This is a genomic window from Enterorhabdus sp. P55, from assembly GCF_009911695.1.
GTDB lineage: Bacteria > Actinomycetota > Coriobacteriia > Coriobacteriales > Eggerthellaceae > Enterorhabdus.
The window spans coordinates 1-23212 of sequence record NZ_QWKK01000007.1 but is presented as its reverse complement, the minus strand read 5'-3'; the positions used below and the strand labels follow the sequence as shown (position 1 = coordinate 23212).

Here is a 23212-nt window from a genome sequence, read left to right as displayed (position 1 = left end):
CCCGCATGCAACTTCACCCCAAGCCTCGAAGCGAGGTCGCCATCTTCGCGCTCATCTCCTCGCGTCAGAGCCCAAAACGAGCCTTCTTGCCAAAACGTAGAGAACACCGCCGCCGAGATACATGCACGCATCTATAGGGTCGGCCGTGCTGCGCTCCAAGACCAACGGCGCTATTACCTCCCAAGCAACCGAGCAGGCTAGGCCAAGTACGATAGCCTTGGGATAATCATCGATCCGGATTGGCACCTTGAGCGCCTCGAACAGCGCATTGGCGTATGCGGGAAACAGCATGCCCCCGCAGAGATCGTTAAAGTGATTACGGGTAAACGCGGTCGGGAGCAGCCCGTCAAACGAATAAAGAAAGCGATTTGCGCAGTAGATCGAGACAATCGCGCAAATCGCTATGGCTTCAAAGCGGTATTCCAGTTTCCTGGGCGGCGTCATCCTATGACCGCGAAGGCCGCGAGACCCAGAAATATACCGAGTGCTATAACAAAAACCTGAGGCATTGCGTCTCCTAATCCTTGTACTTATGCCACGTCTCGCCGCCGTCAGTCGTGTACTCGTCGGCTTTACCGTTCTTTCCTCTTACGGCGTTTCCCCATCCGTCGGTGTATTCTTCCGTTCCATCACTATAGGTATACAACGTACCCCCGGTTTTCGGGTCATAGTACCTGCCCGTTTCCTCCTTGGTCGAAGAGCTTTTCTTCGAGGAGCTGGAAGAACTCGACTTAGAGGAACTAGTTGATTTCTTAGCCTCGGCCGCGGCCTCCCGCTCCGCTTTTGCCGCAGCCTCCCGCTCGGCTTTTGCCTTAGCATCGACAGACTTCTTGGCCTCTTTGAGCTTATCGCTGTTTGTCACACGACTGCGCTCATCGGAAGTCAGGGAATCGTAAACCGACCAGGCCTCCTCAACGCTTTTCTCGCTCGCAGACTCCACTTCGCCAATCTCGTCGACCAGGGCAATACATTGGTCGACCTTCAGATTGCCCAGCTCAGCTTCAGCCGACTCAAGCGTGTCCAGGTTCTCCACAAACTTCACCTGATCATCGGGTAGCTTATCGTAATCCTTTCGAATGCTCTCAATATCCGCCTTAGATCCCAACGTCACCTCCCCGATGGCATCAATGCGGTCGATGACCGCCTGGGTCTGCTCGTCGGCCTTTGCGCAGCCTGTCAGGCAGAGCGCCAGCGCGGCGACGACCGCGAGAGACCCCATCCGTTTCAGGTTCAACCTCATATCGTCTCCTTTCTGTGAGGTTCCCGCACTTAATTGCCCCCCCCCCCGGAGAAAATCTGTTGTGCAACATTTCGGGAAGGCGGTGCGGGTCGCAGGGGCGCATTCGCAGGGCCGCGTGCAGAATCGGCGTGCAAGTTGGCCAAAAAAGACGACCTGACGACAGATTCGTCGCTCGAAACGCTCTCTTTGGGGCCCTTTGCGCGCGCCATCTGACCGTCTGGCTTCTGCGACCTGGGCTTTTACTGAGCGTAGGCCTTCGCGTCGCCGAGACTTCGTCGTCAGGTCGTCTTTTTTGGCCAATTTGGCCGGGAGCGCGCTCTCGCGAGCGGCCCTCCGCGCGATTCCGAGCGTTGCTGCGAACGTGGCATCCTCATCACCGAGTGAACCGCGACCGAGGAGGATCCGTGACCCCCGCTGCGACCGTCTTCTCCCTCGCCGAGCATCCCGAGGCTGCCAGCCGGGCGGCAACGTGGCTCTCCTCGAAATGGGGCATCCCCGCCGAGGCCTACCGCGAGAGCATCGAGGCGGCGCGCCACGGGCTGGATCGCCTCTACCTGGTGACCGACCACGACCGCTTCTACGAGCACTGCGGCTGGGAGTACCCGAGCGACGTCCGCGACGACGGCGGCGCGCCCATCCGCCTCTACGGCGCCGACACGCTGCCGCCCGCAGGCGAACGCTAGGGACATCACCCGCCCCCCACGCACTAGCCGTCCCAGGGGCGCCCCCACACGCACGAGGGCCCCGCGCCGTCACGGCGCGGGGCCCTCGTGCTGCGCTGGGCTACGGCTACAGCTCGACGCGCCCGAACTTGGCGAGCACCTCGGTGGCGGCGGTGCAGGCGTCGCAGTCGCACCACTTGGCGCCCTGCTCCTTGCGCTGCCGCTGCGCCGCCAGGATCTGGGCGGCCGTCTCCTCGCCGAATACCTCCTTCGCGGGGCCCTCGGCAAAGGCGATGACGCCGTCGATGGTGGTGGGACGCCCCTCTAGGACGTCGAGGAGCTGCTCGGTCGCCTCGTCGGCAACGGCCTCTCCCCCCTCCGCCACGGCCTGCTGCCACGCGAGCGCCGCGTCCTTGGTCACCTGCGTGCTCGCCCCCGACTCCGAAAGGATCGCGACGCGCTCCGCGACGTAGTCCATCGTCTCCTTCTCCATGGATGCCTCCTCAGACGGCTCGTGACTTACGCGAGCATCATAGGGCAACGCCAGCACGCCCGCAATGCACCGCAGCGGCACGGCACCAATAGGACGCTACGCCCCCGCCTCTTCCGGCCCCGCCACGCCGCGGTTGCGCTCTACGGCCAGCTGAGTCTGCGCCAGCACGAAGGAGATGAGCGAGAGGTCTGCCTGGTCCAGGTCGGCCCGGGAGCAGTCGATGGCCACCACGCCCAAGGAGCGCCCCCGCATGCCGAAGGGCAGGAACTTCTCCGTCCCGCCCCGATAGCCCAGCTCGCCGCAGCCCGTGGGGCAGTGCTGCTCGTAGCAGTCGAGGGCGGCCTCACCGCGCTCAGGATCGGGCGCGCCCAGGATTATCTCCACCGGGCGCCCCAGAGACGCCGCGAGGAACTCCTGGGCCGCCTGACACGCCTCCTCGGCGGTGACGCTGTCCACCAGCTCGGCCCCGAGCCGATTGACCCGGCGCAACGCGACGGCAGTCCGCTCGGCAGCGGACACCTGGTGCCGCATGCGATGGGTGACCACGCCCATGATGAGCGCCACCACCAGAAAGATGACGAGCGCCACGACATCGGTGTGGTTGAACACCTTCAGATGGTAGAGCGGCTCGGTGAACAGGTAGTCGTAGGACACCAGGTAGCCCAGCCCCAGCGCTGCGCCCCACACCCCGGAGTCGGATTCCAGGCTGGCGATGAGAATCCCCAGGACAAACACGGGAAACACCGCCAGGGGGCTGACGGCCATGAGGGAGAACCCCCACACCGCCGCCATCCCCGCACCGTAGAGCAGCACGATGATGCTGACGTCACGGACCAGAAGCCGACCCCGGCACCGCCAGCCCCGCCGCATCCGCAGCTGCGCGCTATCGCCCATGGCGAACACCTCCTAGGAGAAACGACAGCAGGGCGCCCGCCCCCATGAACAGGGGGATGATCTCCAAGCGCCCCAGCAGCATGCCCACCGCTCCGATGACGAGCGGCACGGGCCCCGACTCCGGCCCGAGAAACCCCGTCCCCACCCCCGTGTTGCCCAGGCAGGACGCGAAGTCGAACGCCGCCTCCTGCAACGTGGCGCCGCAGAGGATGAACGAGAACGTCCCCGCCATGAACACCAGCAGGTAGAGGGCCACGAAGGCCTGGGCCTCGGACACGTCCTCGGCAGTGAGCGCCGTTCGCTTGCCGAAGCGGTTGATCTTGACGCTGGTGATGTGTCGTCTGCTCCCATAGCGGCTGCGAAGCGTCTGCCCCAGCCCCAAGGCGGCAACGGCGACGCGGTAGATCTTGATGCCGCCCGAGGTGGACCGCGCCTCGGCGCCGCTGAACATCAGGAGCAGGAACAGAAACAGCAGCGCCGGCCCCATGGCGGCGAAGGAGGACACCGTCTGAAACCCCGTGGAGGTAAGCACCGACACCACCTGGAACAGCCCGTCGCGCAGGGCGTCGACCGGCCCGTCGCTGATGCCCCGAGCCCCGAACAGCGCGGCCACCGCCAGGGAGAACACAACGATGACGCCGAAGTACAGCGGCGTCTCGATATGGGTGAGAAACGCCTTGACCTTACCCCTGATCAGCAGAAACAGCAGAAGGAAGTTCATGCCGCCAGCTAGCATGAGGACGATGGTGATAAGCTCGATGGCGGGACTCTGCCAGAAGGCGAGGCTCTCAGGATGGGTGGCGAACCCAGCCGTGGATACCGCGCACATGGAGATGTTGACGGCATCGAAGGGCGCCATGCCCGCGACGACGTAGGCCACGGCGCCCACGGCGATGAGGCCGGTGTAGATGAGCAGGATGAGCCGGGCGGTCTTCGCCGAGCTCGGCAGGAGCCGGTCGGTGTGGCCCTCGGCGTTGTAAACGCCCAGACCGCCCGTCCGCGTGACCACGCAGGTGAGGACGAGCACCAGCCCGACGCCGCCGAGGTAGCAGATGAGGCTGCGGTGAAACAGGAACATGGCTGGGCACGTCGCCACGTCCACCACGCTCAGGCCGGTGGTGGTGAGCCCGCTCGTGGCCTCGAAGAGGGCCTGGACGGGGGTGAGCAGACCAGCCGCCACGAAGGGCGCGGCGTAGGCCACCACCGCGAGCGCCCAGATCAGCAGCGTGCAGACCGCTGCCTGACGCCGGGAGAGCGGAAGGGCGCGCCCCGGCAGGGAGCTGGCGAAGCGCAGGAGGTATCCCAGAGCCATGGCAGCGAGGCTCGGGAAGATGAAGCAGGGCGCCAGAGACGCCTCGTCAGGGTAAAGCCACAGGACGGCCAGAGGCGCGAAGCCGGCCAGGCCGATGAACAGCAAGGCCGTGCCGACGTAGCGAGCCACCGGCGAGAGGGCGCGCGACCCTCCGCCCGAGGGAAGGCCGAGGGGCAGGGACGCGGGATAATCAGCGGGAGTGCGAGCCGCCATGGCCGTCACGCCCGGTCTCTCCCAAGCAGATGCCACGAGCCGAGCAGCGCCCGGCCCTCGCCGAGGTCGGTGCGGGGCCCGCCGTCGCCGGAGATGCCGGGCGTGCCGTCGCCAGCCGCCTCGACCAGCGCGTCGCGGATGCCCTGGGCGAGCGTGGCGGTGCCGCTGATGGCGGCCGTCACGCCCAGCTGGCGGAACACCCGCACGTTCTCCGGATTCGCCACGATGCACAGCTGACGCCGGATTCCCAGGAACCGCCTGGCCACCTGGCAGATGGCCAGGTTGTCGGCGTCGCAGCTGGTAAGGGCCACCACCACGTCGAACCCCGCGACGCCGGCGTCCTCCAAAACCGGCCGGCTCGTGCCATCGCCCCAGACCACCTCGTTGTCATGACGGCTCGACAGGTACTCGCAGAAGCTGCGATCGCTGTTGATGGCCACGATCTCGTCGGCCAGGTCGGCCAGGGCGCCCATGAGGAAGTCGGCACGGGAGCGCCCGCCGACGATGACGGCCCTCATCGCTCCTCCTCCGCCCGCGGCAGGCCAGTGATCCGGAAGAACTCCTCCTCGCAGAGGCGATGGGGGCAGATAGGGTCGATGCCCAGCTGCTCGAGGATCTCCGCCAGGGAGCTGTCGTCCACGACGGGCAGCACCTGGCGCACCCCGAGCACCTCGCTGGCCAGCTCGGCCACGAGCAGGTTGACGGTATCGCGGTTCGTGGCCGCCACGAGGTGCGTGGCGCGCTCGGCGCCGCACTCTCGCAAGAGGAGCGCGCTGCCCCCGTCGCCGGTGACGGTCTCGCCGTCGAAGTCGTCGCCCAGCCGGTCGAAGGCGTCCTCGCGCATGTCCACCACGGTGACGTCGCATCCAGCGGCGGACAGCGACCGGGCCACCGCCGCCCCGAAGGGGCTGCACCCCACTACTATGATTCGAGCTTTCCTAGCCATGACCTGCGTCTCCTTCAGCACAATCGCACTGAGGACAGACTAGTGGTTCGAGCGCGCGAGCCCGGCAACGGATACGCGACTGTTTCCTAGCGCGCCGGCCCCGCGCGGGACGGCCAGGGCGGCTAGGCGAAGACGGAGGCTCCGCGCTCGCGGGCCACCACCTCGCGGGCGGCCTGCAGGTGCAGCTGCACGGCGGCCTCGTCGCTGCGGCAGGTCTCCAAAAGCGCGTCATAGACGATGGGGGCCAGCTCCTCCACCAGCTCATAGCCCTGGTCAGTGAGGGCCAGGGCCTTGGTGCGGCGGTTGTCGGCGTTGCGCTCCTTCGAGACGAGGCCCCGCTCCTCGAGGGCCTTGAGGGGCGCGGTCACATCACTGCTTCTCAGGAACAGGTAGGACGCCACCTGGGACGCGGTGGCGCCGGGCCCGAGGATGCGCAGGGCGGCCAACACGCGGAACTGCGAGGTCTTCAGGCCGAAGCCGGCGAGCTTGGCCGCGGTGAGGGTACGCGAGATCATCACCGCGTCGAAGAAGGCGGTATCCAGCCGGAAGCTCCCGTTCTCGATGCGCGAGGCGTGGTGGAGCGCCGCCGCGTTCGCAGAGCTGTCGAGGGCCACCTTGAGCTGCTCGGGGGTGAGGTTGCGCCAGTAGCTGCGCAGAAACGCGGCCACGGGGCCGTCGGCCCGGCCTATCTCGTCTGCGCCGGCCGGGGTGAGCACCAACAACACCACGCGCATGTCATCCGGATCCTCGACGCGCGCCACCAGGCGCTCCTCCACCAGCCGGGGCACCGCAGCCGATATGGTGCTCGCGCAGACGCGGAGGTTCTCGGCCAGGTCGGTGGTGCGCAGCACGCGGCCCTTCGCCCCCAGGAGGCGCAGCAGCATGCGGTACTGCAGCGTCGTGAGCGCGCACTGGTCGGCGAGCACCTGGCTGATGGAGCGGAACAGCAGGTTCATCACCGTCAGGTAGTCCGACTCCCCCTCCAGCGCGGCGAAGTGCCCCGGATCCGACCGATCCTCCAGCCGACGCCGGTGCGCATCTGGCCTCCTGGCTCCCATCGCTTCCCCCTCGCGATCCGCTCTCACCCAGTTATTTCAATCACAATATTATCAATTAGTCACATTGTCAACGAAGGATGCTTTACGGGGAAGGGGGCGCGACTATGCTAAAAGACGGTGCCCTCGGCGCCTGACGAGCCCGAGGACGCGGCAGCCTACCTATCGAGAGGAGTTGCACATGTCAGAGGAGTCGTTCGTCTACACGGCCTGCCCCGGATGGGGCGACCACGACTACTGCGCGCTCAAGACCATCGTGAAGGACGGGAAGATCGAGCGCATGGAGCGCATCGTCTACTCGGCCCCCGAGGAGCCCGACGGCCACATCTGCCAGAAGGGGTGCCTGGCCGGGCGCCAGCCCTACGACCCCAAGCGCCTGAAGGCCCCGCTCAAGCGCGTGGGCGAGCGCGGCAGCGGCACCTTCGAGGAGATCAGCTGGGACCAGGCCCTCGACGAGATCGGCGAGAAGCTCTGCTCGATCCGCGACCGCTACGGCGCCGACTCGGTGGTGCTGTGGAACCTGGGCGCCGGCGTCCCCGCGCAGTACAGCTTCGAGAACCTCATGCCCTTCCGCTTCGCCAACACCTTCGGCGTCACGGTGCCCCTGGGCTCCATCGGCCTCGACAACGGCCCCTTCTACGCCGAGTTCTACAACGCCGGCAGTGAGTTCCCCCGTACCGTCATCGACCCGCGCATCATGGTGGGGACCGACCTCATCTACGTGTGGGGCTGCAACCCCATCGAGAACCAGATGCGCTGCGCCCAGAACCTCGTGCGCGCCCGCGAGGCCGGCGCCCGCATCGTCGATCTGGGCCTCATCTTCGACGGCACCGCCGGGTTCGCCGACGAGTTCGTGGCCATGAAGCCCGCCTCCGACGGCTACCTGGCCATGGCCATGGTGAACTACCTCCTCGAGAACGACCTGCAGGACGACGCCTACCTGCTGGCCCGCACCATCGCTGCCTACCTGGTGGACGACGAGACCGGCCAGCTGGCCCGCAGCGAGGACGGCGGGGCCTTCTACGTATGGGATGCCGCCGCGGGCGCCCCGGCCCCGGTGGCGGCCAAGCGCGGCGCCTACCCCGAGGGCGCCGACATCCCCCTGCTCGGCACCTACGAGTTCGCCGGCCGCCGCTACTCCACCGCGCTCCAAAAGCTCAAGGACGGCGCCGCGGCCTACACCTTCGAGCTGGCCGCCGAGAAGTGCGGCATCAGCGCCGAGGACGCCGAGCGGCTCGCCCGCGACTGGGCGGAGGCCGACAGCGCCTTCATCCTCTCCGGCTACGGCCTGCGCTACCGCAACTCCAACGAGACCTACCGCCAGTTCCTGCTGCTCGGCGCCCTCACCGGACGGCTCGGCAAGCCCGGCTCCGGCGTCTTCGAGGCGCTCCAGCTGCAGAGCTGGCCGCTCGTGTTCAACGACCTGCCCATCAGCTGCCCCGACGGCGTGGCAGGGGTGAAGTCGGTGCCCGTGCGCATGGCCGAGTGGTTCGCCCGCGCCGAGGCCGACGACAGCCCCTACAAGGCGCTCATCGTCTGCAGCGGCAACCCGGTGCACCAGCAGCCCGACCGCCAGCGCTGGCTGGACGTGGTCCGCGACATGGAACTGGTGGTGGACTACGACGTCTGGCTCACCGACACCGGCGAGATAGCCGACTACGTGCTGCCCGACCTCATGTCCTTCGAGCGCGAGGACCTCATCACCGGCGCCTGCTACAACCACATCATCCTCCAGGAGCCCGCCATCGAGCCGCAGGTGGACGGCCACGAGCCGGTGTGGGTGTTCAGCGAGCTGGCCAAGCGGGTGGGCCTGGGCGACTACTTCACCCTGTCCATCCCCGAGTACATCGACATCCGCCTGCAGTCCTCCTACCCGCTCATCGCCGCCGTGCAGCCCCCGCTCACCTACGAGCGCCTGAAGCAGGAGAAGATGATCCGCGCCGCCGCGCCGCCCGAGCCCAAGTACACCCCCTACCTCAACCCCGAGGAGGTCATGGACAACGAGACCGGCCGCATGGAGATCATCTATGCCGAGAAGCTGGCCGAGCTGGACATGGCGGTGACCCGGGTGCTCGAGCCCAACAAGATCGGCAAGTCGGCCACCTATCCCTACCAGCTGTTCACGGGCCGTCAGCGCTTCTTCATGCAGTCCAGCTTCACCGACGACCCCATCACGGTGAAGCTCTCCGGTGGCACGCCCGCCACGCGCCTGAACCCGGCCCAGGCCGCGCGCCTGGGGCTCGCTGACGGCGACACTGTGGAGGTGTTCAACGACCGCGGCCACGTCATCACGCGCCTGGTGCTCGACGAGAGCGTCCCCGACGGCACCGTGCACGTGTGGTTCGGCTGGCGCCGCCGCCAGTTCGAGGAGGGCACCTACGCCGAGATCACCCACCAGTGCGCCGGCCAGGACTCCCAGGGCCCGCTCGAGGACAAGTGGTTCGCCGACTGGCTGGCCGCCGGGCACCATCCCAACCCCTATGTGGAGTCGATGAGCTCGCTCACGGGCTCGACGGACTGCTACTGGGACTCCTGGTGCGACATCCGCAAGTTCGAGGGCGAGCTCACGCCCAACCCGCAACAGACCATCGTGAAGGAGGCATAAGCCATGGCTTACAAGATGCTGGTCGACATCGACCGCTGCGTGGGATGCTGGACCTGCGCGATGGGCTGCAAGGTGGGCAACCACCTGGACGACGACGTGTACCGCGTGGAGGTGGAGACCCACGGCTCGGGCCAGGGCATCGACCGCCCCGCCGGCGTGTACCCCGACCTGCACATGTGGTGGCAGCCGGTCTACCTTCCCAGCTGCACCTTCTGCGCGCCGCGCGTGGCCGAGGGGCTCCCGCCGTTCTGCGTCATGGACTGCCCCACCCAGGCCCTCGCCTTCGGCGACGAGGCCGACGAGCAGTCCGCCTACGCCCAGGCCCGCGCCCGGGTGGAGGCGCGCGGCGCCCGCGTCTGGGCGCTCGACTCCGCCGGCGCCGAGACTCGCGCCAGCGTGGAGTACGCGACGGCTCGCTAGGCCACGCGGCGCCCATCACCTGATCGGGGGAGCGGCCGGGGCATCTCGCCTCCGGCCGCTCCCCTTCTTCTTTCCCGGCGCTAACCGGCAGGCCCAGGCGGCCCTACGCCTTGGCAACGAATCAGCCGGGGCGCGGGGCAGGGCCATGCTGGGACGTAGCTGCAACCCCGCCGCCTCGCGCGCCCGCTCCCGCCCTCGTTCGGGCCCGGGCCGAGAGGGGCCTGACCGAGAGAGGGGCCACCATGTGCACCGGCATCCGCTTCACCGACCCTGAGGGCAACCTGTACTTCGGACGCAACCTCGACTGGACCGTCGGCTACGGTCAGGAGGTGCTCGTCACCCAGCGCGGCTTCACCCACCCCGACTTCATGGAGGGCAAGGTGCCCACCCGCTACGCCGTCATCGGCATGGCCATCGCCCCCGAGGGCTGCCCGCTGTACCTGGACGTCATGAACGAGGAGGGCCTGGCCGTGGCCGGGCTCAACTTCCCCGGCTACGCCCAGTACGCCGACACACCGGAGGACGGCAAGGTCAACATGCCCGCCTACGCGTTCCCCTTCTACCTGGCCAGCCAGTGCAAGACCGTGGACGAGGCCGAGGAGGCGCTCAAGGACATCGTCATCCTCAACCAGGCCCCCAGCGACCAGTACGAGGTGGCCCTGCTCCACTGGCTCATCGGCGACAAGGAGCGCGCCATCGTGGTGGAGTACCAGGCCGACGGCATGCACGTCTACCACGACGACCTGGACGTGTTGGCCAACCAGCCCACCTTCGCCTACCACCGCGAGAACGTTCGCAGCTACCTGGCCTGCACGCCGGAGTTCCCCGCCGACGCCCACTGGCGCGAGGCGACGCTTTCCCCCTACGGGTCGGGCGCCGGCATGCGCGGCATCCCCGGCGACTACTACTCGCCGTCCCGCTTCGTCCGCGCGGCCTACCTCAACGCCAACTACCCGGCCCAGGAGGGCGAGGAGGCCAACGTCAGCCGCCTGTTCCACACCCTCGGCGGCGTGGCCATGGCCCTCGGCGCGGCCAAGGTGTCCGACGGCGACTACGAGTACACCCTCTACACCAGCTGCTACTCCGGCCGCACCCGCACCTACTACTACAACACCTACGAGGACCCGGCCATCCGCGCCTACCCCCTCGACTCCGTCCCGCTGGACGGCGGCGCGGTGGTAAAGGTGCCTGCTACCCTGTAGCGCCCCCCGCGTCCCAACGACGCGGGGCCCTCGTGCTGCGCTATGGCTACAACTCGACGCGGCCGAACCTGGCGAGGATCTCGGTGGCGGCGGTGCAGGCGTCGCAGTCGCACCACTTGGCGCCCTCGGCCTTGCGCTGCTGCTGCGTCGCGAGCATCTGGGCGGCCGCCTCCTCGCCAAACAGGGCCTTCGCCGGCCCCTCGGCGAAGGCGATGACGCCGTCGATGGTGGTGGGACGCCCCTCCAGGACGTCGAGGAGCCGCTCGGTGGCCGCGTCGGCGGCGGCCTCTCCCCCGGCCTCGACGGCGTCCCTCCACGCCAGCGCGGCGTCCTTGGTCACCTGCGTGCTCGCGCCCGACGTCGAGAGAACCTCGACGCGCTCGGCGATGTAGTCGATCAGATCCTTATCCATGGCATGCCTCCTCGAACGAACTCATGGGGTACGATGAGATCATAGGGCAACGTCGCGTCGCCCGCAATTCCGCGCAGCAGGCGAGCGCCAGCCCGCGCCCGGGCGCCCGACGGCCGCGGCAGGCAAACCGGCGGCCCACGCGCCCGGGCGCCCGACGACCACGGTTTTCCGGACGGTGCCAAGTTGATGGCACTTGGGCGAACAGGCTCGCGGGACTGGTAGCATGGCGCCGTCGCGCAGCCCCGATGAAGGGAGTCCCCCTATGTCCTACGAGATCGTCGACGCCGCATATGTCCTCGACAACCTGGGCGTCCTGCCCATCGTCGATGTCCGTCCCGGCTTCATGTACGCCGAGAGCCGCATCCCCGGCGCGCAGTCCATCGAGCTGATGGCAGCCAAGGAGGCGCCTGGCGACACGGCGGAATGCTTCGTCGGCAGGTTCGCCGAGGCGGGGCTCGGCCCCGACGACGAGTTCGTCGTCTACTGCCACAACGGCGGCCTGGCCCGCGAGGCATGCGACCTGCTCGAATCACGTGGCTACACGAGGCAGAAGTGCTATGAGGGAAGCTGGGTCGACTGGATAGCGGACGGCACGCGCCCGATCGAGTCCTAGGCAGCCGACGCGGGCGCGCCTACCGCATGCGAGCGCGACGCATGGCACGCCCTGCGCCGTGCGTCCCAGCCTTGCGCCTGCACGCCCGCACGCGTATCGTCGCGTCGCGCAGACCCAGCTCTGCGCGACGTGCCTGCGTGACGCGCCTGTGTGACGCACGCCCACGCGACGCGCCTGCGCCGTGAACCCCAACCCACGCACGTCGCGCCCAGCGCCACATGCCTGCATGCCCGCACGACGCGCCCGCACGCGCTCGCACTCCCACCCGCACGCCACCCCGCCCTGCGCGACCCACCAGGCAGCTTCCTGGCCCCGAAAGTCGATACTCGCGCAGAAACGACGGCCAAAATGGCCAGAACGGACGGCTTGACGACGCAAAAGGAGCGTTTCGCGTGTATTCGCGCGGCCTTGCCGTGGGTTGGATTTTCGCGACCTGGGGTTTTGCTGCGCGGGACTTGCGGGGACGGTGGTGCGGCGTCGTCAAGCCGTCCGTTCTGGCCATTTTGGCCGCGGATTTTGCGCGGCGGCCATCGCGGGGCCGGCATGACGTCCAATGCGGCGCCCGGCACGTCACGCCGGCCCGCTCTCGCAAGGCGGCCGCGCGCCTCGGGCGCCGGCGTGGGTGCGGCGCCCCCGTGGCCGCGAGAATCAAGCCGAGGAGGATCCGCAGGTGGAGTACTCCCTCACCGAGATAGGCGAGAGCCCGCGCCCGGCGATGGACGCCCTGCGGGCCCGGGCGCGCTAGGCCAGCGCGTGCACGAAGGGCACGCGGCCCGGGACGCGCACCAGGACGGCGGGACCGTCCGCCACGTCGGGCGCCGGCACGCGGAGCCTCCCGCACGCGAAGACCCCGTCCGCGACGTCGCCCTGGATGGCGGACGAGTCGTTGAAGCAGGTCCTGACCGCCTCGTGCGCCGGGCTCAGCAGCATCTCCCGCGGCGTGCCCGCCTGGATCAGGCGCCCGCCGCTCATGAACAGCACGAGGTCGCTCATCACCAACGCCTCGTCCGGGTCGTGCGTCACCATGACCGACGTGATGCCGAAGCGCTCGTGCAGCGCCGCCACGAGCCGGCGCATGTCGTCGCGCAGCTGCTCATCCAGGCCGCTGAACGGCTCGTCCAGCGGCAGCGCCTTGGGCCTCGCCGCCAGCGCGCGGGCCAGGGCCACGCGCTGCTGCTGGCCGCCCGAGAGCTCGAACGTGCGCCGCCGCGCGAATCCCTCCAGGCGCACGGCCTCGAGCATCTCGTCCGCGACCCTCTGCCGCTCCGCCTTCGGGACGCCGCGCATCCTCAGCGGGAACGCCACGTTGTCGGCGACGCTCATGTGGGGAAACAGGCGGATGTCCTGGAACACCATGGCCACGTCGCGCCGGTGCGTGGGCACGTCGTCCACGCACACGCCGTCGAAGGTCACGCGCCCCGCGTCCTGCGGCAGGATGCCCGTCACGACCTTGAGCGTGGTCGACTTGCCCGCGCCCGACTCGCCGAGGATCGACACGAACTGGCCGTCCTCCACCGTGAAGCTCACGTCGGAGAGGATCTCCTTCCCGCCGAGCGACAGGCCTATGTTCTCGAGCGCTAACCGCATGAGCCGCCCCCTCGTGCCTCGAAATCCCGCTGCGGCGCCCACGCGCCCGGCCGCATCCGCGTCCGCATGCCCGCGTCGGGCCGCGCGCCTGCGCGCCCCGACGCGACGCCGTTGCCCGCCCTACTCATACAAGCCGCCCCCCTCGCGCACGCCGAAGCGCTTGAGCATCACCTCGAACAGCAGGAACACCGCGAACGTGACCGCCAGGAACACGAGGCTGTACGCGCAGGCGATGGTGCGGTCGCCGCCCGTGAGGTACGGGAACAGCGTGAGCACGAAGGTCTGCACCTTTCCGCCGCCCACGAGCAGCGTGAGGAAGTACTGCGAGAACGACATGATGTAGCACATGGACAGCGACGACATGATGCCGGGCATGAGCTGGGGAATTGGAGTGGGTAAGATAATCTGGACACCAAGTTAAGGGCGGAAGGTGTTCGATATGACCCAAAGAAGAAAGCGATACGACAGGCAGTTCAAGATCTCGGCAGCGAAGGTGGTTCTTTCGGGCGAGATGACAGTGAGGGGCCTCTCGGAAGAGCTCGGCATAAAGGACTCGACGCTCAGACGGCGGGCTTGCGAGTACGATGAGATGGGCGAAGCGGCATTCCCCGGAAATGGATCTCCGAAGATCAACAAGGACTACGAGATCGTCAAGCTCGGGAAGAAGATCGAAGAGCCCGAGCGCGAGAACGAGATGCTAAAAAATTTCCGGGCCTTCTTGAGCCAAGACCATGCGTGAGGCTCGAGTTCCTCAAGACGCATAGGGGCGAGTTCGGCCCCATCAGGAAGGCGTGCGAGCTGATGAGAGTCTCTAAATCCGGCTATTGCGAATACGTCCACAGACGCAAGTCCAACGCGCAAATCGAGCGCGAGGCGCTAGAGGGATTCGTGGAGGATGTCTTCGAGCGCCATCATGCAAGATACGGCTACCGGCGCATCAACCGAGAGCTTCGCAGAACCGGCATCTTCGTGAGCGAGAAGCGCGTGCTGCGCATCATGCGGAGGCTGGGACTTGTCGCCAAGGGCGCGGCCAGAAAGCACAGTATCCAGAAGAGGGTCGAGCCGGGAGATCCCCGCCTGAACCTGGTCGAGCGCGTCTTCGCCGCCAATGAGCGCAACAGGCTCTGGGTAGGCGACATCACCTACGTACCGACAAGTGAGGGATGGCTCTACCTCGCGGCCGTCATCGACGCCTTCTCTCGCAAGGTCGTGGGCTGGTCGATGTCGGATCGGATCACCAAGAAGGTGGCGATCGATGCGATAGAGCAGGCAGTCGGCAGAGAGCGCCCAGGCGCTGGCAGACATGACGCTGGCGGACGTCATAGCGGACATGAGGAAGAGGGCGCAGGAAGACGGCGTCCTCTGAGGCGCTGGGGAAGGAGAACACATGGATGTGACGCTCATCGAATTCAGCCCCACCGGAGGTACCGGGAAGGCAGCCCGGGCCCTGGCCGAGGGCCTGGGGCCCGTGACCGCTCGCATAGACCTGGCCGACCGCTCGACGGACTTCGCCTCCGCCGCCGTCGATCCCGGCACCGTCGCGGTGGTGGCCGTGCCGTCTTTCGGCGGCCGCGTGCCGGCGCTGGCAGCCGAGCGGCTCGCCGCCATCGATGGCGCCGGCGCGGCGGGCATCGCGGTGGCGGTTTACGGGGGTCGGGCCTACGAGGACACGCTTGTGGAGCTTGTCGACCTCTGCCAAGCCGCCGGCCTGCGACCCGTCGCCACGCTGGCGGCGCTGGCCCAACACTCCATCCTGCCCCAGTACGCCGCCGGGCGCCCCGACGCCGACGACCTCGCATGCCTGGCCGACGCAGCGCGCGCCATCGCCGCCAAACTGGCCGACGGCGACGACGCGGTGCCCTCCGTGCCGGGTAGCCGCCCCTACAAGAAGGCGGGCGCTGCGTCCCTCGTTCCCAAGGCGGGGAGTGCCTGCGACGGATGCGGGCTCTGCGCCGCGCGCTGCCCAGCGGGCGCCATCGACGCGAAGAGCTGCCGCACCGCCGACAAGGCCCTCTGCATCGGCTGCATGCGCTGCGTGCGCGACTGCCCCCGCCAGGCCCGCTCGGTGAGCGGTCTCATGACACGCCTGGCCGCCCTGGCCATCAAGGGCGAGTGCGCCAAGCCCAAGGCCGTCGAGCTGTTCCTTGAGCCCTAGGGGCGGCCGTCGGAAGACTGATTGAGACCCCGCAACCATCCGCGCCTACCCCCTCGACTCCGTCCCGCTGGACGGCGGCGCGGTGGTGAAGGTGCCCGCCACCCTGTAGCACTCGCACGGAGCCCATGGAGCAGGGGCAGGGCGAGGTTCCTCCCCCTGCGGCAACTGCCCCGCAGACCCTGTGCGCATTCGCCGAAGAGACTGCTAGAATTCGCATGGGGGAGGGTGTTTCCGACGCACGGCGGCAGCAAGGGGGCCAACATGGGATCGTTGGAGAACAAGATCGCCATCATCAGGGCCATGGATGAGCTCATGGCGGAGCACTCGCTCGAGGAGATACGCACCGTCGACATCTGCGCCCACGCCGGCGTGTCCCGCCAGACCTTCTACCGCAACTTCAGCGACAAGTACCAAGCTGCCATCTGGTTCATGGAGGAGGGCGCCTGGCACTCGGTGCGCCAGATAGGCGTGACCTGCGGATGGAAGACAGGCCATCGCCGCCTGTTCTCCTTCGTGGCGAGCAACCGCCGCTTCATCAAGCGCTTCTTCCAGATGAACGGATCGAGCGCCCTCGGCAAGACCCTCATGGAGAAGACCGTCGAGCAGAACTTCGTGGAGCACTATTGCGAGCAGTACGCCGCAGCCACCGGCCGCGAGCCTGACGGACGCGTGGAGTTTCAGATCAAGGCCTTCGCCAAGATGAGCATCGAGTGCATAAAGGAATGGCAGTCCGATCCGCACCCCGACCAGTCGGAGGAGTACATCGACGCCTTCCTCTCCGCCGTGCCGAGAGACCTCTTCGAGGCCCTCGACATCGAAGACAAGCCCTCGGACGCCTCCATCGCCTTCCCCCTCTCCACCCTCGTCGCGGGCTACTAGTCCTGCCCCCATGGAACAGAACCCGCGCTCTGCTCCAAACATGGAGCAGAGCGCGGGTTCTGCAGTCTTTCTGTCCCCCCACCTGCCCTGAATAATGGGTTCCAAGAGATCCGCCGGGTTCGCCCCAGCGTACGCCGGGCCCTGCGGATCGGCAGGAGAGGCATCATCTGAGACAGGAGGAGACCATGGAATTCAATGATGCTGCCGTGGAGATGCGCGACGACGTGGGAAAGCCCTGGCGCTACGAGGAGGACGGCTGCACGGTGACCCGCACCTGCGTATGGTCGGCCCCAGGCTGCCACCCGGTGGGCTGCGGCCTGAAGGTCTACGTCAAGGACGGCGAGGTCGTCAAGGTGGAGGGCGATGAGAACCACCCGGTGACCAAGGGCCGCCTGTGCGTGCGCTGCCTGGCCATGAAGGACTTCCTGTACCATCCTGACCGCATTATCTATCCCATGAAGCGCGACCGCGCCGACCGCGGCAAGGACAAGTGGGAGCGCTGCAGCTGGGATGAGGCCATCGCCATCATTAAGAAGAACTACGACGAGGTGAAGGAGAACTACGGCGTCGAGTCCATGGTCGCCTTCATGGGCACGGGCCGCCAGGGCAACATCGGCGCGACGGGAGCCCACCGCGTGCTCGGCTCGCCCAACGGCTGCTATCCGCTGAGCGGCTTCTCGTGCTACGGCCCGCGCGTCTCCATCACCATGGACGTCGTGGGCTCCTCCTACCCCGAGATCGACTACGCAGGCGGCCTGCCGGGCGGCTATGACGATCCGGCCTACCAGATCCCCGAGATCATCATCCAGTGGGGCAAGGAGCCCATCTACTCCAGCCCCGACGGCCTCTTCGGCCACTCCATCATCGACCTGATGAAGCGCGGGGCCAAGCTCATCAACATCAACCCCCGCATCACCTGGACCGGCTCGCGCGCCATTCTGAACGTGCAGCTGCGCCCCGGCACCGACGCGGCGCTGGCCATGGCCATGCTCAACGTCATCATCAGCGAGAACCTCTACGACCAGGACTTCGTGGAGCGCTGGTGCTTCGGGTTCGAGCAGCTGGCCGAGCGCGTGGCCGAGATGCCGCCCGAGAAGGCGGCTGAGATCTGCTGCGTGCCGGCCGAGCAGATCTACCGCGCGGCCCGTCTCTACGCCAACGCCAAGCCGGCCTCCATCGCCTGGGGCGTCTCCATCGACCAGAGCCCCAACGGGGCCCAGGCGGGCCAGGCCATCCTTGCGCTCATGTCCATCACCGGCAACATGGACGTGCCGGGCGGCCAGGTGCTCGTCGACATGACCGCCGGCGACGGCGGCATGCAGGAGGACATCGACTCGGTCGGCTGGCCCGAGATGAAGCAGGAGCTCAAGGACGCCATCATCGGCCGCGAGGAGTTCCCCTTCTACACCGGCGGCCTCAAGATGTCGCAGGCCGACCGCCAGCTCGACGCGCTCGAGACGGGCAAGCCCTACGCCATCCACTTCTGCTGGCTGGGCGAGACCAACCTCATCGCCCCCACTTGCTCGGCCCAGCCCAAGCGTTGGTACGACGCCCTGCGCAAGGTCGACTTCAACTTCGCCACCGACACGTGGATGACCCCCACCATCCAGGGCTGCTGCGACGTGGTGCTGCCGCTCGCCTCCTCCCTTGAGATGGAGACCATCGTCCCCACCCACTACGGCGGCTCGCCCAACTACGTGGGCGCGCTCAACAAGTGCGTGAAGTGCGGCGAGGCCGTGCCTGAGTGGGAGCTCTACCGCATCCTCGGCCTGGCCCTCAACCCCGAGGCCTGGGAGAACCGCGAGAAGGACTTCAAGGAGTTCTACGACATCGCCATGATGCGCGCCTACGACTTCGACTACGACGAGGTCCAGGAGAAGGTGGTCATCCAGCGCGACGTCTCCTATCGCAAGTACGAGACCGGCAAGCTGCGGCCGGACGGCGCCAAGGGATTCAACACCTCCACGGGCCGCATCCAGCTCTACAGCCCCATGTTCGAGGCGGTCGGCGAGGATCCCCTGCCCTACTACTTCGAGGCTCCCACCACGCCCGTCTCCACTCCTGACCTGGCGAAGGACTATCCGCTGACCATGATGACCGGCGCACGCGAGATAGGCTACTTCCACTCCGAGGGCCGTCAGATCGAGAAGCTGCGCGACCTGTGCCCCGACCCGCTCGTGGAGCTGAACCCCGTCGACGCCGACGAGCACGGCATCAAGGAAGGCGACTGGGTGCGCATCGAGAATCCCTGGGGCGTGTGCTTCCTCAGGGCGAAGATCACCCCCATCATCAAGGAGGGCTACATCCAGGCCCAGCACGGCTGGTGGTTCCCCGAGGAAGACGCGGAGGCCCCGCACCTCTACGGCGTGTGGAAGTCCAACATCAACACGCTGATCCCCCACTCCCGCATGGGCAAGCTGGGATTCGGCGCGCCGTTCAGAACCACCCTCGTCAAGATCTCCAAGGCGAGCGAGGAAGACCTCGTCGAGGCCGATCGCTATGGCCTGGAGGGCGCCGACGGCAAGCCCCTCGACCACACCGACAACTTCTTCCGCATCGATGACCCGTCGCTCGATCCGGCGGCCTGCTAGAAAGGATGGGAACCATGAGCCAGTACGGACTCCTCATCGACTACGAGTACTGCACCAACTGCCATTCCTGCGAGGTGGCCTGCGAGGAAGCCCACGACTTCCCGCCCGAGGCGCGCGGCATCCGGGTCTTCGAGGACGGCCCGTTCGAGTACGGCGACGGCCAGTGGAACTGGAACTACATCCCCACGCCCTCTAACCGCTGCGACCTGTGCGCCCAGCGGGTCACCAACCACCAGCAGCCGGCCTGCGTGCACCATTGCCTGGCACAGGTCATGAAGTTCGGCCGCATCGACGATCTGGTGGAGGACTTCAAGGCCAAGCCGCGCCAGGTCCTCTGGATGCCCAACTAGCAGACGGGGAAGGGAGACGAGAATGTGCGGCTATGCCTGCATAGGATGCGGGAGGTGCGGCAAGAAGCCCGACCGAATCCTGCCTCCCTTCCGCTGCCCAGCCTGCGGCGGCCCGGTCGAGGCCGGCGCCGCCGCCTGCCCGGCCTGCGGCCTCTCCCTCGTGCCCGGCGAACCGCTGGGAGTCAGGCGAGGGGCGCTCGGGGACGGGCAAGCCGAGGCGGGGGGCGACGCGGTTGCCTCGTCCCCCGCGTGACAAAGGAGGGAACCATGTTCAAAGGACCCCAAGGGTTCGGAAGGATGATGAACATCCTGATGTGCGCGATCATGTGCGCCGTGCTCAGCATCGCCATCCCCCTCATCATCGAGGGAGCCACCGGCGCCCAGGGGCTGCTCAACCCCATAGGCTTCGTCCAGAGCTTCGTGCTGAGCTTCTGCATAGCCTATCCCTTCGGCGATCTGGTGCCCGCCGTCGCCTGGGGCGGCACCCTGGCGGCGCGGATGGGCGCGAGCGGCCCGGTCGCCTACCTTATCCAGTGCGTCGTGACGGCCGTGCTGCTCATTACCTGCATCGCCTTCACGGTGTCGTTCGTCAACAACATCGCAACGCCCGGCGGCATGGGTGCCGTCACGGGATTCTTCGCCATGATCTGGCCTGGCGCGCTCGGCTTCGGCTTCCTGGCCATCTTGCTCACGCTCGGCCCCTGCATGAAGGTCGCCGCCAAGGCAACGGGCTTCGACCCCGCCGCTGCGGCCGCAGCCGCCTAGGGACAGACGCGCGGCCCGGCCCAAGGAGGGCGATCCGGCCGCGAAGATCCGAGAGAAGGGATGCACCCCATGTGCTTCAGACCTGCCGCCGTATCGGCGGATCGACCCTGCCCGTCCTGCGGCGCCGCCTGCGCGCCCGGACTTCCCACCTGCCCGTCCTGCGGCGCCAAGCTGCCGGCTGACGCAGCGCCGGGAATGCCCGCGGCGCCCGGTGCGCCCGGAGTGCCCGCAGCACCGGGCGTTCCAAGCGCGCCCGCGGCCCCAAAGGCCCCCGGCGAGCGCTAAGGCCACGCCCCCAACGCGACGACGCCCTCCCCGCCGATCAACGGGGAGGGCGTCGTCGCGTTGGGGGCGTGGCAACCGACCAGATCTCTTATCGTTACATGTTTTTGCCGATATCGGCAATAAACCGTAGATTCTGCTATGCTGTTTCCGTTGTTTCTTGCCGATGGGAGCAGTGGGCCGATGGGGTATCTTTCCGTTTCCGAGGTTGCCGAAGCCTGGGGCGTGTCCGAGCGGAGCGTTCGGAACTACTGCGCCGCGGGACGGGTGCCCGGCGCGTTCCTCACCGGCAAGACCTGGAGCATACCCGCGGACGCGCAAAAGCCCGCGCGTGCCAACGGGAGGCAGGCGGCGGCCCCTCCCCTCCTCAGGCGCCTGCGCGAGGAGAAGGCCGCGGGCACGCGCGGCGGCATCTACCACAAGGTGCAGGTGGAGCTGACCTACAACTCCAACCGCATAGAGGGAAGCCGGCTCTCGCTGGATCAGACGCGGCTCATCTTCGAGACCGCCACCATCGGCGCCGAGGGCGGCGCCCTGCGCGTCGACGACATCGTGGAGACGTCCAACCACTTCCGCGCCATCGATCACCTCATCGACCACGCGCAGGAGCCCCTGACGGAGGCGTCGGCCAAGGAGCTGCACCGCTTGCTAAAGCAGTCCACCTCCGACGCCGCGCGAGATTGGTTCGCCCTCGGCGACTACAAGCGGCTCCCCAACGAGGTGGCCGGCCAGAAGACGACGGAGCCTGAGGCGGTCGCCCGCGAGATGCGTGCCCTCCTCACGAGCTACGAGCCGGCGCGCGCCCATACCTTCGAGGAGATCATCGCGTTCCACGTCCGCTTCGAGCGCATCCATCCCTTCCAGGACGGGAACGGCCGCGTCGACCGGCTCATCATGTTCAGGGAATGCCTGAGGAGCGGCGTCACGCCCTTCATCATCACCGACGACCTGAAGCACTTCTACTACCGCGGGCTCGCCGAGTGGGACGAGGAGCAGGGATTCTTGATCGACACCTGCCTCGCCGCCCAGGACCGCTTCGCGGCAGCCCTCGACTACTTCCGCATCTCCCACGACTAAGAGAGGGCGCCGGACGCGGACGCGGCGGGTTTCGCGGGGCTAGTCGTCGAGCTCGTCTTCGAGGCGGCGGCGGTTCTTGATGGCGTCGCGGAACAGGGAGGCCGAGAACGCCATGGCCAGCATGAAGGCCAGCCCGAAGCAGACGATGCCGATGGCGACGTCGCCGCCCCAGGCCACGGAGCCCACGCCGACGATCTGCATCTCGGCCAGCACGCGCATCACCACGCTGAGCACGGCCACCACCGCCCCGCACGCCAGGGACGTGAGCAGCACCAGGTCCCACGGGACGCTGTCCACCTGGGCGAAGCGGGCGCGATCGCTCACGATGCCGCAGCGCGCCTGGAGCGCGAGCGGGACGAAGCAGGCCACCAGCAGCGCCCCCACCAGCAGGGCGTTGGGGAAAACCACCTCCGCGCCGGCCGCCGTGAGCAGCGGCACCTCCGTCACGTAGGACACCTGCTCGAGCATCACCCCGTAGTAGATGCACAGGACCACGCCCGCCAGCAGCAGGTAGTAGCCGATCCTCAGGTAGCGGGCCGACTCGGCCTCCAGGCGCTCGTCCTTCGGCCCCAGGTACTCGTCCCAGCGCTTCATCAGGCTCATCGCAGATCCTCCCTAATCCCAGAACAGGTCGTCGAGCGTGACGCCGAGGGCGCGGCAGATGGCACGGCACAGCTTGAGGCTGGGGTTGTAGCGCCCCGCCTCGATGAGCCCGATGGTCTGGCGCGTGGCCCCCACCTGCTCGGCGAGCTCGGCCTGGGACAGTCCGCGCTCCATCCGCGCCGCCTTCATCCGCATGTTCTTCTCGTCCGCCAACTCGGGTTCCCTTCATGCAATATATATCTGACAAATGCAAAGTATATCTTGCATTGGGACGCTGTCAAGGGAGGGAGAAAGGGACGTTGGCGCAATGCGCGCGATTCTCGGAGGCAAATTGGCCAAAATCGTCGGTTTGACGACGAGGCGGCGGCGCGTCCCCCTTGCCATTGGCGGCAAAACCCCAGGTCGCGTTCGATGCTCCTGCGCCAAAGGGCGCTCGGGGGCGCGAAAACCGGGGCGAAGGCGGCCCCAAGCGTCGTCAAACCGTCGCTTTTGGCCAATTTAGGCGCGCGGACTGCGCAGACGGCTCCGCGGACGGGCAGCGCTCTTCGAGAGAGGAGTCGTCACGGGACGCAGCTGTGGGGTTTGGGCGAGGGACCCGAGGCGGGTGGCGCGGAGTGGTAGAATTCTTGGGATTGTGATGCGCGAGGCGCAAGGGCGTCGCGCGACGAGCTCGAGGGGAGCCCATGGGTTCGCAGAGTCCCTACAACGACAGACAGCCGCACGGCGGGGCGCGCCCCCAGACGCCCTACGAGGCCTGCTACGGGGCGCCCGGCTCGCGGCCGCAGACGCCCGGGGCCGACCGGCGCGCCGCCGCGCGTCCGCAGCAGCCCGGTCCCACCGTCACCGGCCCCGGCGC

At 67.6% G+C, this 23212-nt stretch carries 25 protein-coding genes and 1 pseudogene; 13 read left to right on the top strand and 13 right to left on the bottom strand.

Features of this window, described 5'->3' with window-relative positions; all coding sequences use genetic code 11:
- Nucleotides 1–51: 51 nt before the first annotated feature.
- Nucleotides 52–444 (bottom strand): hypothetical protein, encoded by a 393-nt coding sequence (locus tag D1643_RS01520; RefSeq protein ID WP_160707913.1) that lies wholly within the window; start codon nt 442–444, stop codon nt 52–54.
- A gap of 73 nt (nt 445–517) precedes the next feature.
- Nucleotides 518–1240 (bottom strand): hypothetical protein, encoded by a 723-nt coding sequence (locus D1643_RS01515; protein ID WP_160707911.1) that lies wholly within the window; start codon nt 1238–1240, stop codon nt 518–520.
- Nucleotides 1241–1644: 404 nt separating this feature from the next.
- Between D1643_RS01515 and D1643_RS01510 the strand changes: the two genes are divergently transcribed.
- Nucleotides 1645–1923: a hypothetical protein gene (locus D1643_RS01510; protein WP_160707909.1), complete on the top strand. Its 279-nt coding sequence runs from the start codon at nt 1645–1647 to the stop codon at nt 1921–1923.
- Between the two features lie 106 nt (nt 1924–2029).
- Here D1643_RS01510 and D1643_RS01505 read toward each other — a convergent pair whose 3' ends face one another.
- From D1643_RS01505 to D1643_RS01480, 6 genes are all read right to left on the bottom strand, one after another.
- Nucleotides 2030–2395, bottom strand: a complete 366-nt coding sequence (locus D1643_RS01505; protein WP_160707907.1) for a 3-hydroxyisobutyrate dehydrogenase — start codon at nt 2393–2395, stop codon at nt 2030–2032.
- Nucleotides 2396–2491: 96 nt separating this feature from the next.
- Complete coding sequence (locus D1643_RS01500) at nt 2492–3289, bottom strand: DUF4118 domain-containing protein (RefSeq protein ID WP_160707905.1); 798 nt, start codon at nt 3287–3289, stop codon at nt 2492–2494.
- Nucleotides 3279–4814: a TrkH family potassium uptake protein gene (locus tag D1643_RS01495; RefSeq protein WP_236643292.1), complete on the bottom strand. Its 1536-nt coding sequence runs from the start codon at nt 4812–4814 to the stop codon at nt 3279–3281. The genes D1643_RS01500 and D1643_RS01495 overlap by 11 nt, the downstream gene beginning before the upstream one ends.
- Before the next feature lie 5 nt (nt 4815–4819).
- A complete protein-coding gene (locus tag D1643_RS01490) occupies nt 4820–5332 on the bottom strand; it encodes an NAD-binding protein (RefSeq protein ID WP_160707901.1) in 513 nt (170 codons plus the stop codon).
- Nucleotides 5329–5760 (bottom strand): TrkA family potassium uptake protein, encoded by a 432-nt coding sequence (locus tag D1643_RS01485; RefSeq protein WP_160707899.1) that lies wholly within the window; start codon nt 5758–5760, stop codon nt 5329–5331. The genes D1643_RS01490 and D1643_RS01485 overlap by 4 nt, the downstream gene beginning before the upstream one ends.
- A 122-nt stretch (nt 5761–5882) precedes the next feature.
- Nucleotides 5883–6818 carry a MarR family winged helix-turn-helix transcriptional regulator gene (locus tag D1643_RS01480; protein WP_160707897.1) on the bottom strand — a complete coding sequence of 312 codons (936 nt, stop codon included), beginning with the start codon at nt 6816–6818 and terminating at the stop codon, nt 5883–5885.
- Nucleotides 6819–6996: 178 nt separating this feature from the next.
- Here D1643_RS01480 and D1643_RS01475 point away from each other — a divergent pair, with 178 nt between their 5' ends.
- The 3 genes from D1643_RS01475 to bsh all read left to right on the top strand — a co-directional run bounded on the left by D1643_RS01475 (nt 6997) and on the right by bsh (nt 11042).
- Nucleotides 6997–9420: a molybdopterin-dependent oxidoreductase gene (locus tag D1643_RS01475; RefSeq protein WP_160707895.1), complete on the top strand. Its 2424-nt coding sequence runs from the start codon at nt 6997–6999 to the stop codon at nt 9418–9420.
- A gap of 3 nt (nt 9421–9423) precedes the next feature.
- Nucleotides 9424–9840 (top strand): 4Fe-4S dicluster domain-containing protein, encoded by a 417-nt coding sequence (locus D1643_RS01470; protein WP_160707893.1) that lies wholly within the window; start codon nt 9424–9426, stop codon nt 9838–9840.
- A 242-nt stretch (nt 9841–10082) separates the two neighbouring features.
- The gene (gene bsh, locus D1643_RS01465) at nt 10083–11042 is read left to right on the top strand and encodes a choloylglycine hydrolase (RefSeq protein WP_160707891.1); all 960 of its coding nucleotides are present in this window, start codon (nt 10083–10085) and stop codon (nt 11040–11042) included.
- A gap of 46 nt (nt 11043–11088) precedes the next feature.
- On the opposite strand, the gene D1643_RS01460 is transcribed toward bsh, so the two are convergent.
- A complete protein-coding gene (locus D1643_RS01460) occupies nt 11089–11454 on the bottom strand; it encodes a 3-hydroxyisobutyrate dehydrogenase (protein ID WP_160707889.1) in 366 nt (121 codons plus the stop codon).
- 262 nt (nt 11455–11716) lie between these two features.
- Here D1643_RS01460 and D1643_RS01455 point away from each other — a divergent pair, with 262 nt between their 5' ends.
- Nucleotides 11717–12067, top strand: coding sequence for a rhodanese-like domain-containing protein (locus tag D1643_RS01455; protein ID WP_160707887.1), 351 nt, complete (start codon nt 11717–11719; stop codon nt 12065–12067).
- Between the two features lie 741 nt (nt 12068–12808).
- Here the strand turns inward: D1643_RS01455 and D1643_RS01450 are convergent.
- A complete protein-coding gene (locus D1643_RS01450; protein WP_160707885.1) occupies nt 12809–13654 on the bottom strand; it encodes an ABC transporter ATP-binding protein in 846 nt (281 codons plus the stop codon).
- A 120-nt stretch (nt 13655–13774) separates the two neighbouring features.
- The gene (locus D1643_RS01445) at nt 13775–14029 is read right to left on the bottom strand and encodes a hypothetical protein (RefSeq protein WP_160707883.1); all 255 of its coding nucleotides are present in this window, start codon (nt 14027–14029) and stop codon (nt 13775–13777) included.
- A gap of 64 nt (nt 14030–14093) precedes the next feature.
- Here D1643_RS01445 and D1643_RS01440 point away from each other — a divergent pair, with 64 nt between their 5' ends.
- From D1643_RS01440 to D1643_RS01405, 8 genes and pseudogenes are all read left to right on the top strand, one after another.
- Complete coding sequence (locus tag D1643_RS01440) at nt 14094–14393, top strand: transposase (RefSeq protein ID WP_160707881.1); 300 nt, start codon at nt 14094–14096, stop codon at nt 14391–14393.
- Nucleotides 14375–14932 (top strand): annotated as a pseudogene (locus tag D1643_RS12190) (IS3 family transposase); the annotation flags it as partial. The gene D1643_RS01440 and the pseudogene D1643_RS12190, both read left to right, overlap by 19 nt.
- A 109-nt stretch (nt 14933–15041) precedes the next feature.
- The gene (locus D1643_RS11720; RefSeq protein WP_160707879.1) at nt 15042–15809 is read left to right on the top strand and encodes a 4Fe-4S binding protein; all 768 of its coding nucleotides are present in this window, start codon (nt 15042–15044) and stop codon (nt 15807–15809) included.
- 261 nt (nt 15810–16070) lie between these two features.
- On the top strand, nt 16071–16688 hold the full coding sequence (locus tag D1643_RS01425) for a TetR family transcriptional regulator (protein ID WP_160707877.1): 618 nt from the start codon (nt 16071–16073) through the stop codon (nt 16686–16688).
- 185 nt (nt 16689–16873) lie between these two features.
- Nucleotides 16874–19279: a molybdopterin-dependent oxidoreductase gene (locus D1643_RS01420; RefSeq protein WP_160707875.1), complete on the top strand. Its 2406-nt coding sequence runs from the start codon at nt 16874–16876 to the stop codon at nt 19277–19279.
- 14 nt (nt 19280–19293) lie between these two features.
- A complete protein-coding gene (locus D1643_RS01415) occupies nt 19294–19629 on the top strand; it encodes a 4Fe-4S dicluster domain-containing protein (protein ID WP_160707873.1) in 336 nt (111 codons plus the stop codon).
- 267 nt (nt 19630–19896) lie between these two features.
- Nucleotides 19897–20394 (top strand): hypothetical protein, encoded by a 498-nt coding sequence (locus D1643_RS01410; protein ID WP_160707871.1) that lies wholly within the window; start codon nt 19897–19899, stop codon nt 20392–20394.
- 465 nt (nt 20395–20859) lie between these two features.
- Nucleotides 20860–21753 (top strand): DNA-binding protein, encoded by an 894-nt coding sequence (locus D1643_RS01405; RefSeq protein ID WP_160707869.1) that lies wholly within the window; start codon nt 20860–20862, stop codon nt 21751–21753.
- A 39-nt stretch (nt 21754–21792) separates the two neighbouring features.
- Here D1643_RS01405 and D1643_RS01400 read toward each other — a convergent pair whose 3' ends face one another.
- Both D1643_RS01400 and D1643_RS01395 read right to left on the bottom strand, forming a co-directional pair.
- Nucleotides 21793–22356: a hypothetical protein gene (locus D1643_RS01400; protein ID WP_160707867.1), complete on the bottom strand. Its 564-nt coding sequence runs from the start codon at nt 22354–22356 to the stop codon at nt 21793–21795.
- Between the two features lie 12 nt (nt 22357–22368).
- Entirely contained in the window at nt 22369–22569 is a 201-nt protein-coding gene (locus D1643_RS01395) for a helix-turn-helix transcriptional regulator (protein WP_236643291.1), read from the bottom strand.
- Nucleotides 22570–23212 lie beyond the last annotated feature (643 nt).

What these genes read in the sequence shown, in the direction of transcription:
- D1643_RS01520 (WP_160707913.1), bottom strand. Translation starts at nt 444, where the DNA reads ATGACGCCGCCCAGGAAACTGGAATACCGCTTTGAAGCCATAGCGATT.
- D1643_RS01515 (WP_160707911.1), bottom strand. Translation starts at nt 1,240, where the DNA reads ATGAGGTTGAACCTGAAACGGATGGGGTCTCTCGCGGTCGTCGCCGCG.
- D1643_RS01505 (WP_160707907.1), bottom strand. Translation starts at nt 2,395, where the DNA reads ATGGAGAAGGAGACGATGGACTACGTCGCGGAGCGCGTCGCGATCCTT.
- D1643_RS01500 (WP_160707905.1), bottom strand. Translation starts at nt 3,289, where the DNA reads ATGGGCGATAGCGCGCAGCTGCGGATGCGGCGGGGCTGGCGGTGCCGG.
- D1643_RS01495 (WP_236643292.1), bottom strand. Translation starts at nt 4,814, where the DNA reads ATGGCGGCTCGCACTCCCGCTGATTATCCCGCGTCCCTGCCCCTCGGC.
- D1643_RS01490 (WP_160707901.1), bottom strand. Translation starts at nt 5,332, where the DNA reads ATGAGGGCCGTCATCGTCGGCGGGCGCTCCCGTGCCGACTTCCTCATG.
- D1643_RS01485 (WP_160707899.1), bottom strand. Translation starts at nt 5,760, where the DNA reads ATGGCTAGGAAAGCTCGAATCATAGTAGTGGGGTGCAGCCCCTTCGGG.
- D1643_RS01480 (WP_160707897.1), bottom strand. Translation starts at nt 6,818, where the DNA reads ATGGGAGCCAGGAGGCCAGATGCGCACCGGCGTCGGCTGGAGGATCGG.
- D1643_RS01475 (WP_160707895.1), top strand. Translation starts at nt 6,997, where the DNA reads ATGTCAGAGGAGTCGTTCGTCTACACGGCCTGCCCCGGATGGGGCGAC.
- D1643_RS01470 (WP_160707893.1), top strand. Translation starts at nt 9,424, where the DNA reads ATGGCTTACAAGATGCTGGTCGACATCGACCGCTGCGTGGGATGCTGG.
- bsh (WP_160707891.1), top strand. Translation starts at nt 10,083, where the DNA reads ATGTGCACCGGCATCCGCTTCACCGACCCTGAGGGCAACCTGTACTTC.
- D1643_RS01460 (WP_160707889.1), bottom strand. Translation starts at nt 11,454, where the DNA reads ATGGATAAGGATCTGATCGACTACATCGCCGAGCGCGTCGAGGTTCTC.
- D1643_RS01455 (WP_160707887.1), top strand. Translation starts at nt 11,717, where the DNA reads ATGTCCTACGAGATCGTCGACGCCGCATATGTCCTCGACAACCTGGGC.
- D1643_RS01450 (WP_160707885.1), bottom strand. Translation starts at nt 13,654, where the DNA reads ATGCGGTTAGCGCTCGAGAACATAGGCCTGTCGCTCGGCGGGAAGGAG.
- D1643_RS01445 (WP_160707883.1), bottom strand. Translation starts at nt 14,029, where the DNA reads ATGCCCGGCATCATGTCGTCGCTGTCCATGTGCTACATCATGTCGTTC.
- D1643_RS01440 (WP_160707881.1), top strand. Translation starts at nt 14,094, where the DNA reads ATGACCCAAAGAAGAAAGCGATACGACAGGCAGTTCAAGATCTCGGCA.
- D1643_RS11720 (WP_160707879.1), top strand. Translation starts at nt 15,042, where the DNA reads ATGGATGTGACGCTCATCGAATTCAGCCCCACCGGAGGTACCGGGAAG.
- D1643_RS01425 (WP_160707877.1), top strand. Translation starts at nt 16,071, where the DNA reads ATGGGATCGTTGGAGAACAAGATCGCCATCATCAGGGCCATGGATGAG.
- D1643_RS01420 (WP_160707875.1), top strand. Translation starts at nt 16,874, where the DNA reads ATGGAATTCAATGATGCTGCCGTGGAGATGCGCGACGACGTGGGAAAG.
- D1643_RS01415 (WP_160707873.1), top strand. Translation starts at nt 19,294, where the DNA reads ATGAGCCAGTACGGACTCCTCATCGACTACGAGTACTGCACCAACTGC.
- D1643_RS01410 (WP_160707871.1), top strand. Translation starts at nt 19,897, where the DNA reads ATGTTCAAAGGACCCCAAGGGTTCGGAAGGATGATGAACATCCTGATG.
- D1643_RS01405 (WP_160707869.1), top strand. Translation starts at nt 20,860, where the DNA reads ATGGGGTATCTTTCCGTTTCCGAGGTTGCCGAAGCCTGGGGCGTGTCC.
- D1643_RS01400 (WP_160707867.1), bottom strand. Translation starts at nt 22,356, where the DNA reads ATGAGCCTGATGAAGCGCTGGGACGAGTACCTGGGGCCGAAGGACGAG.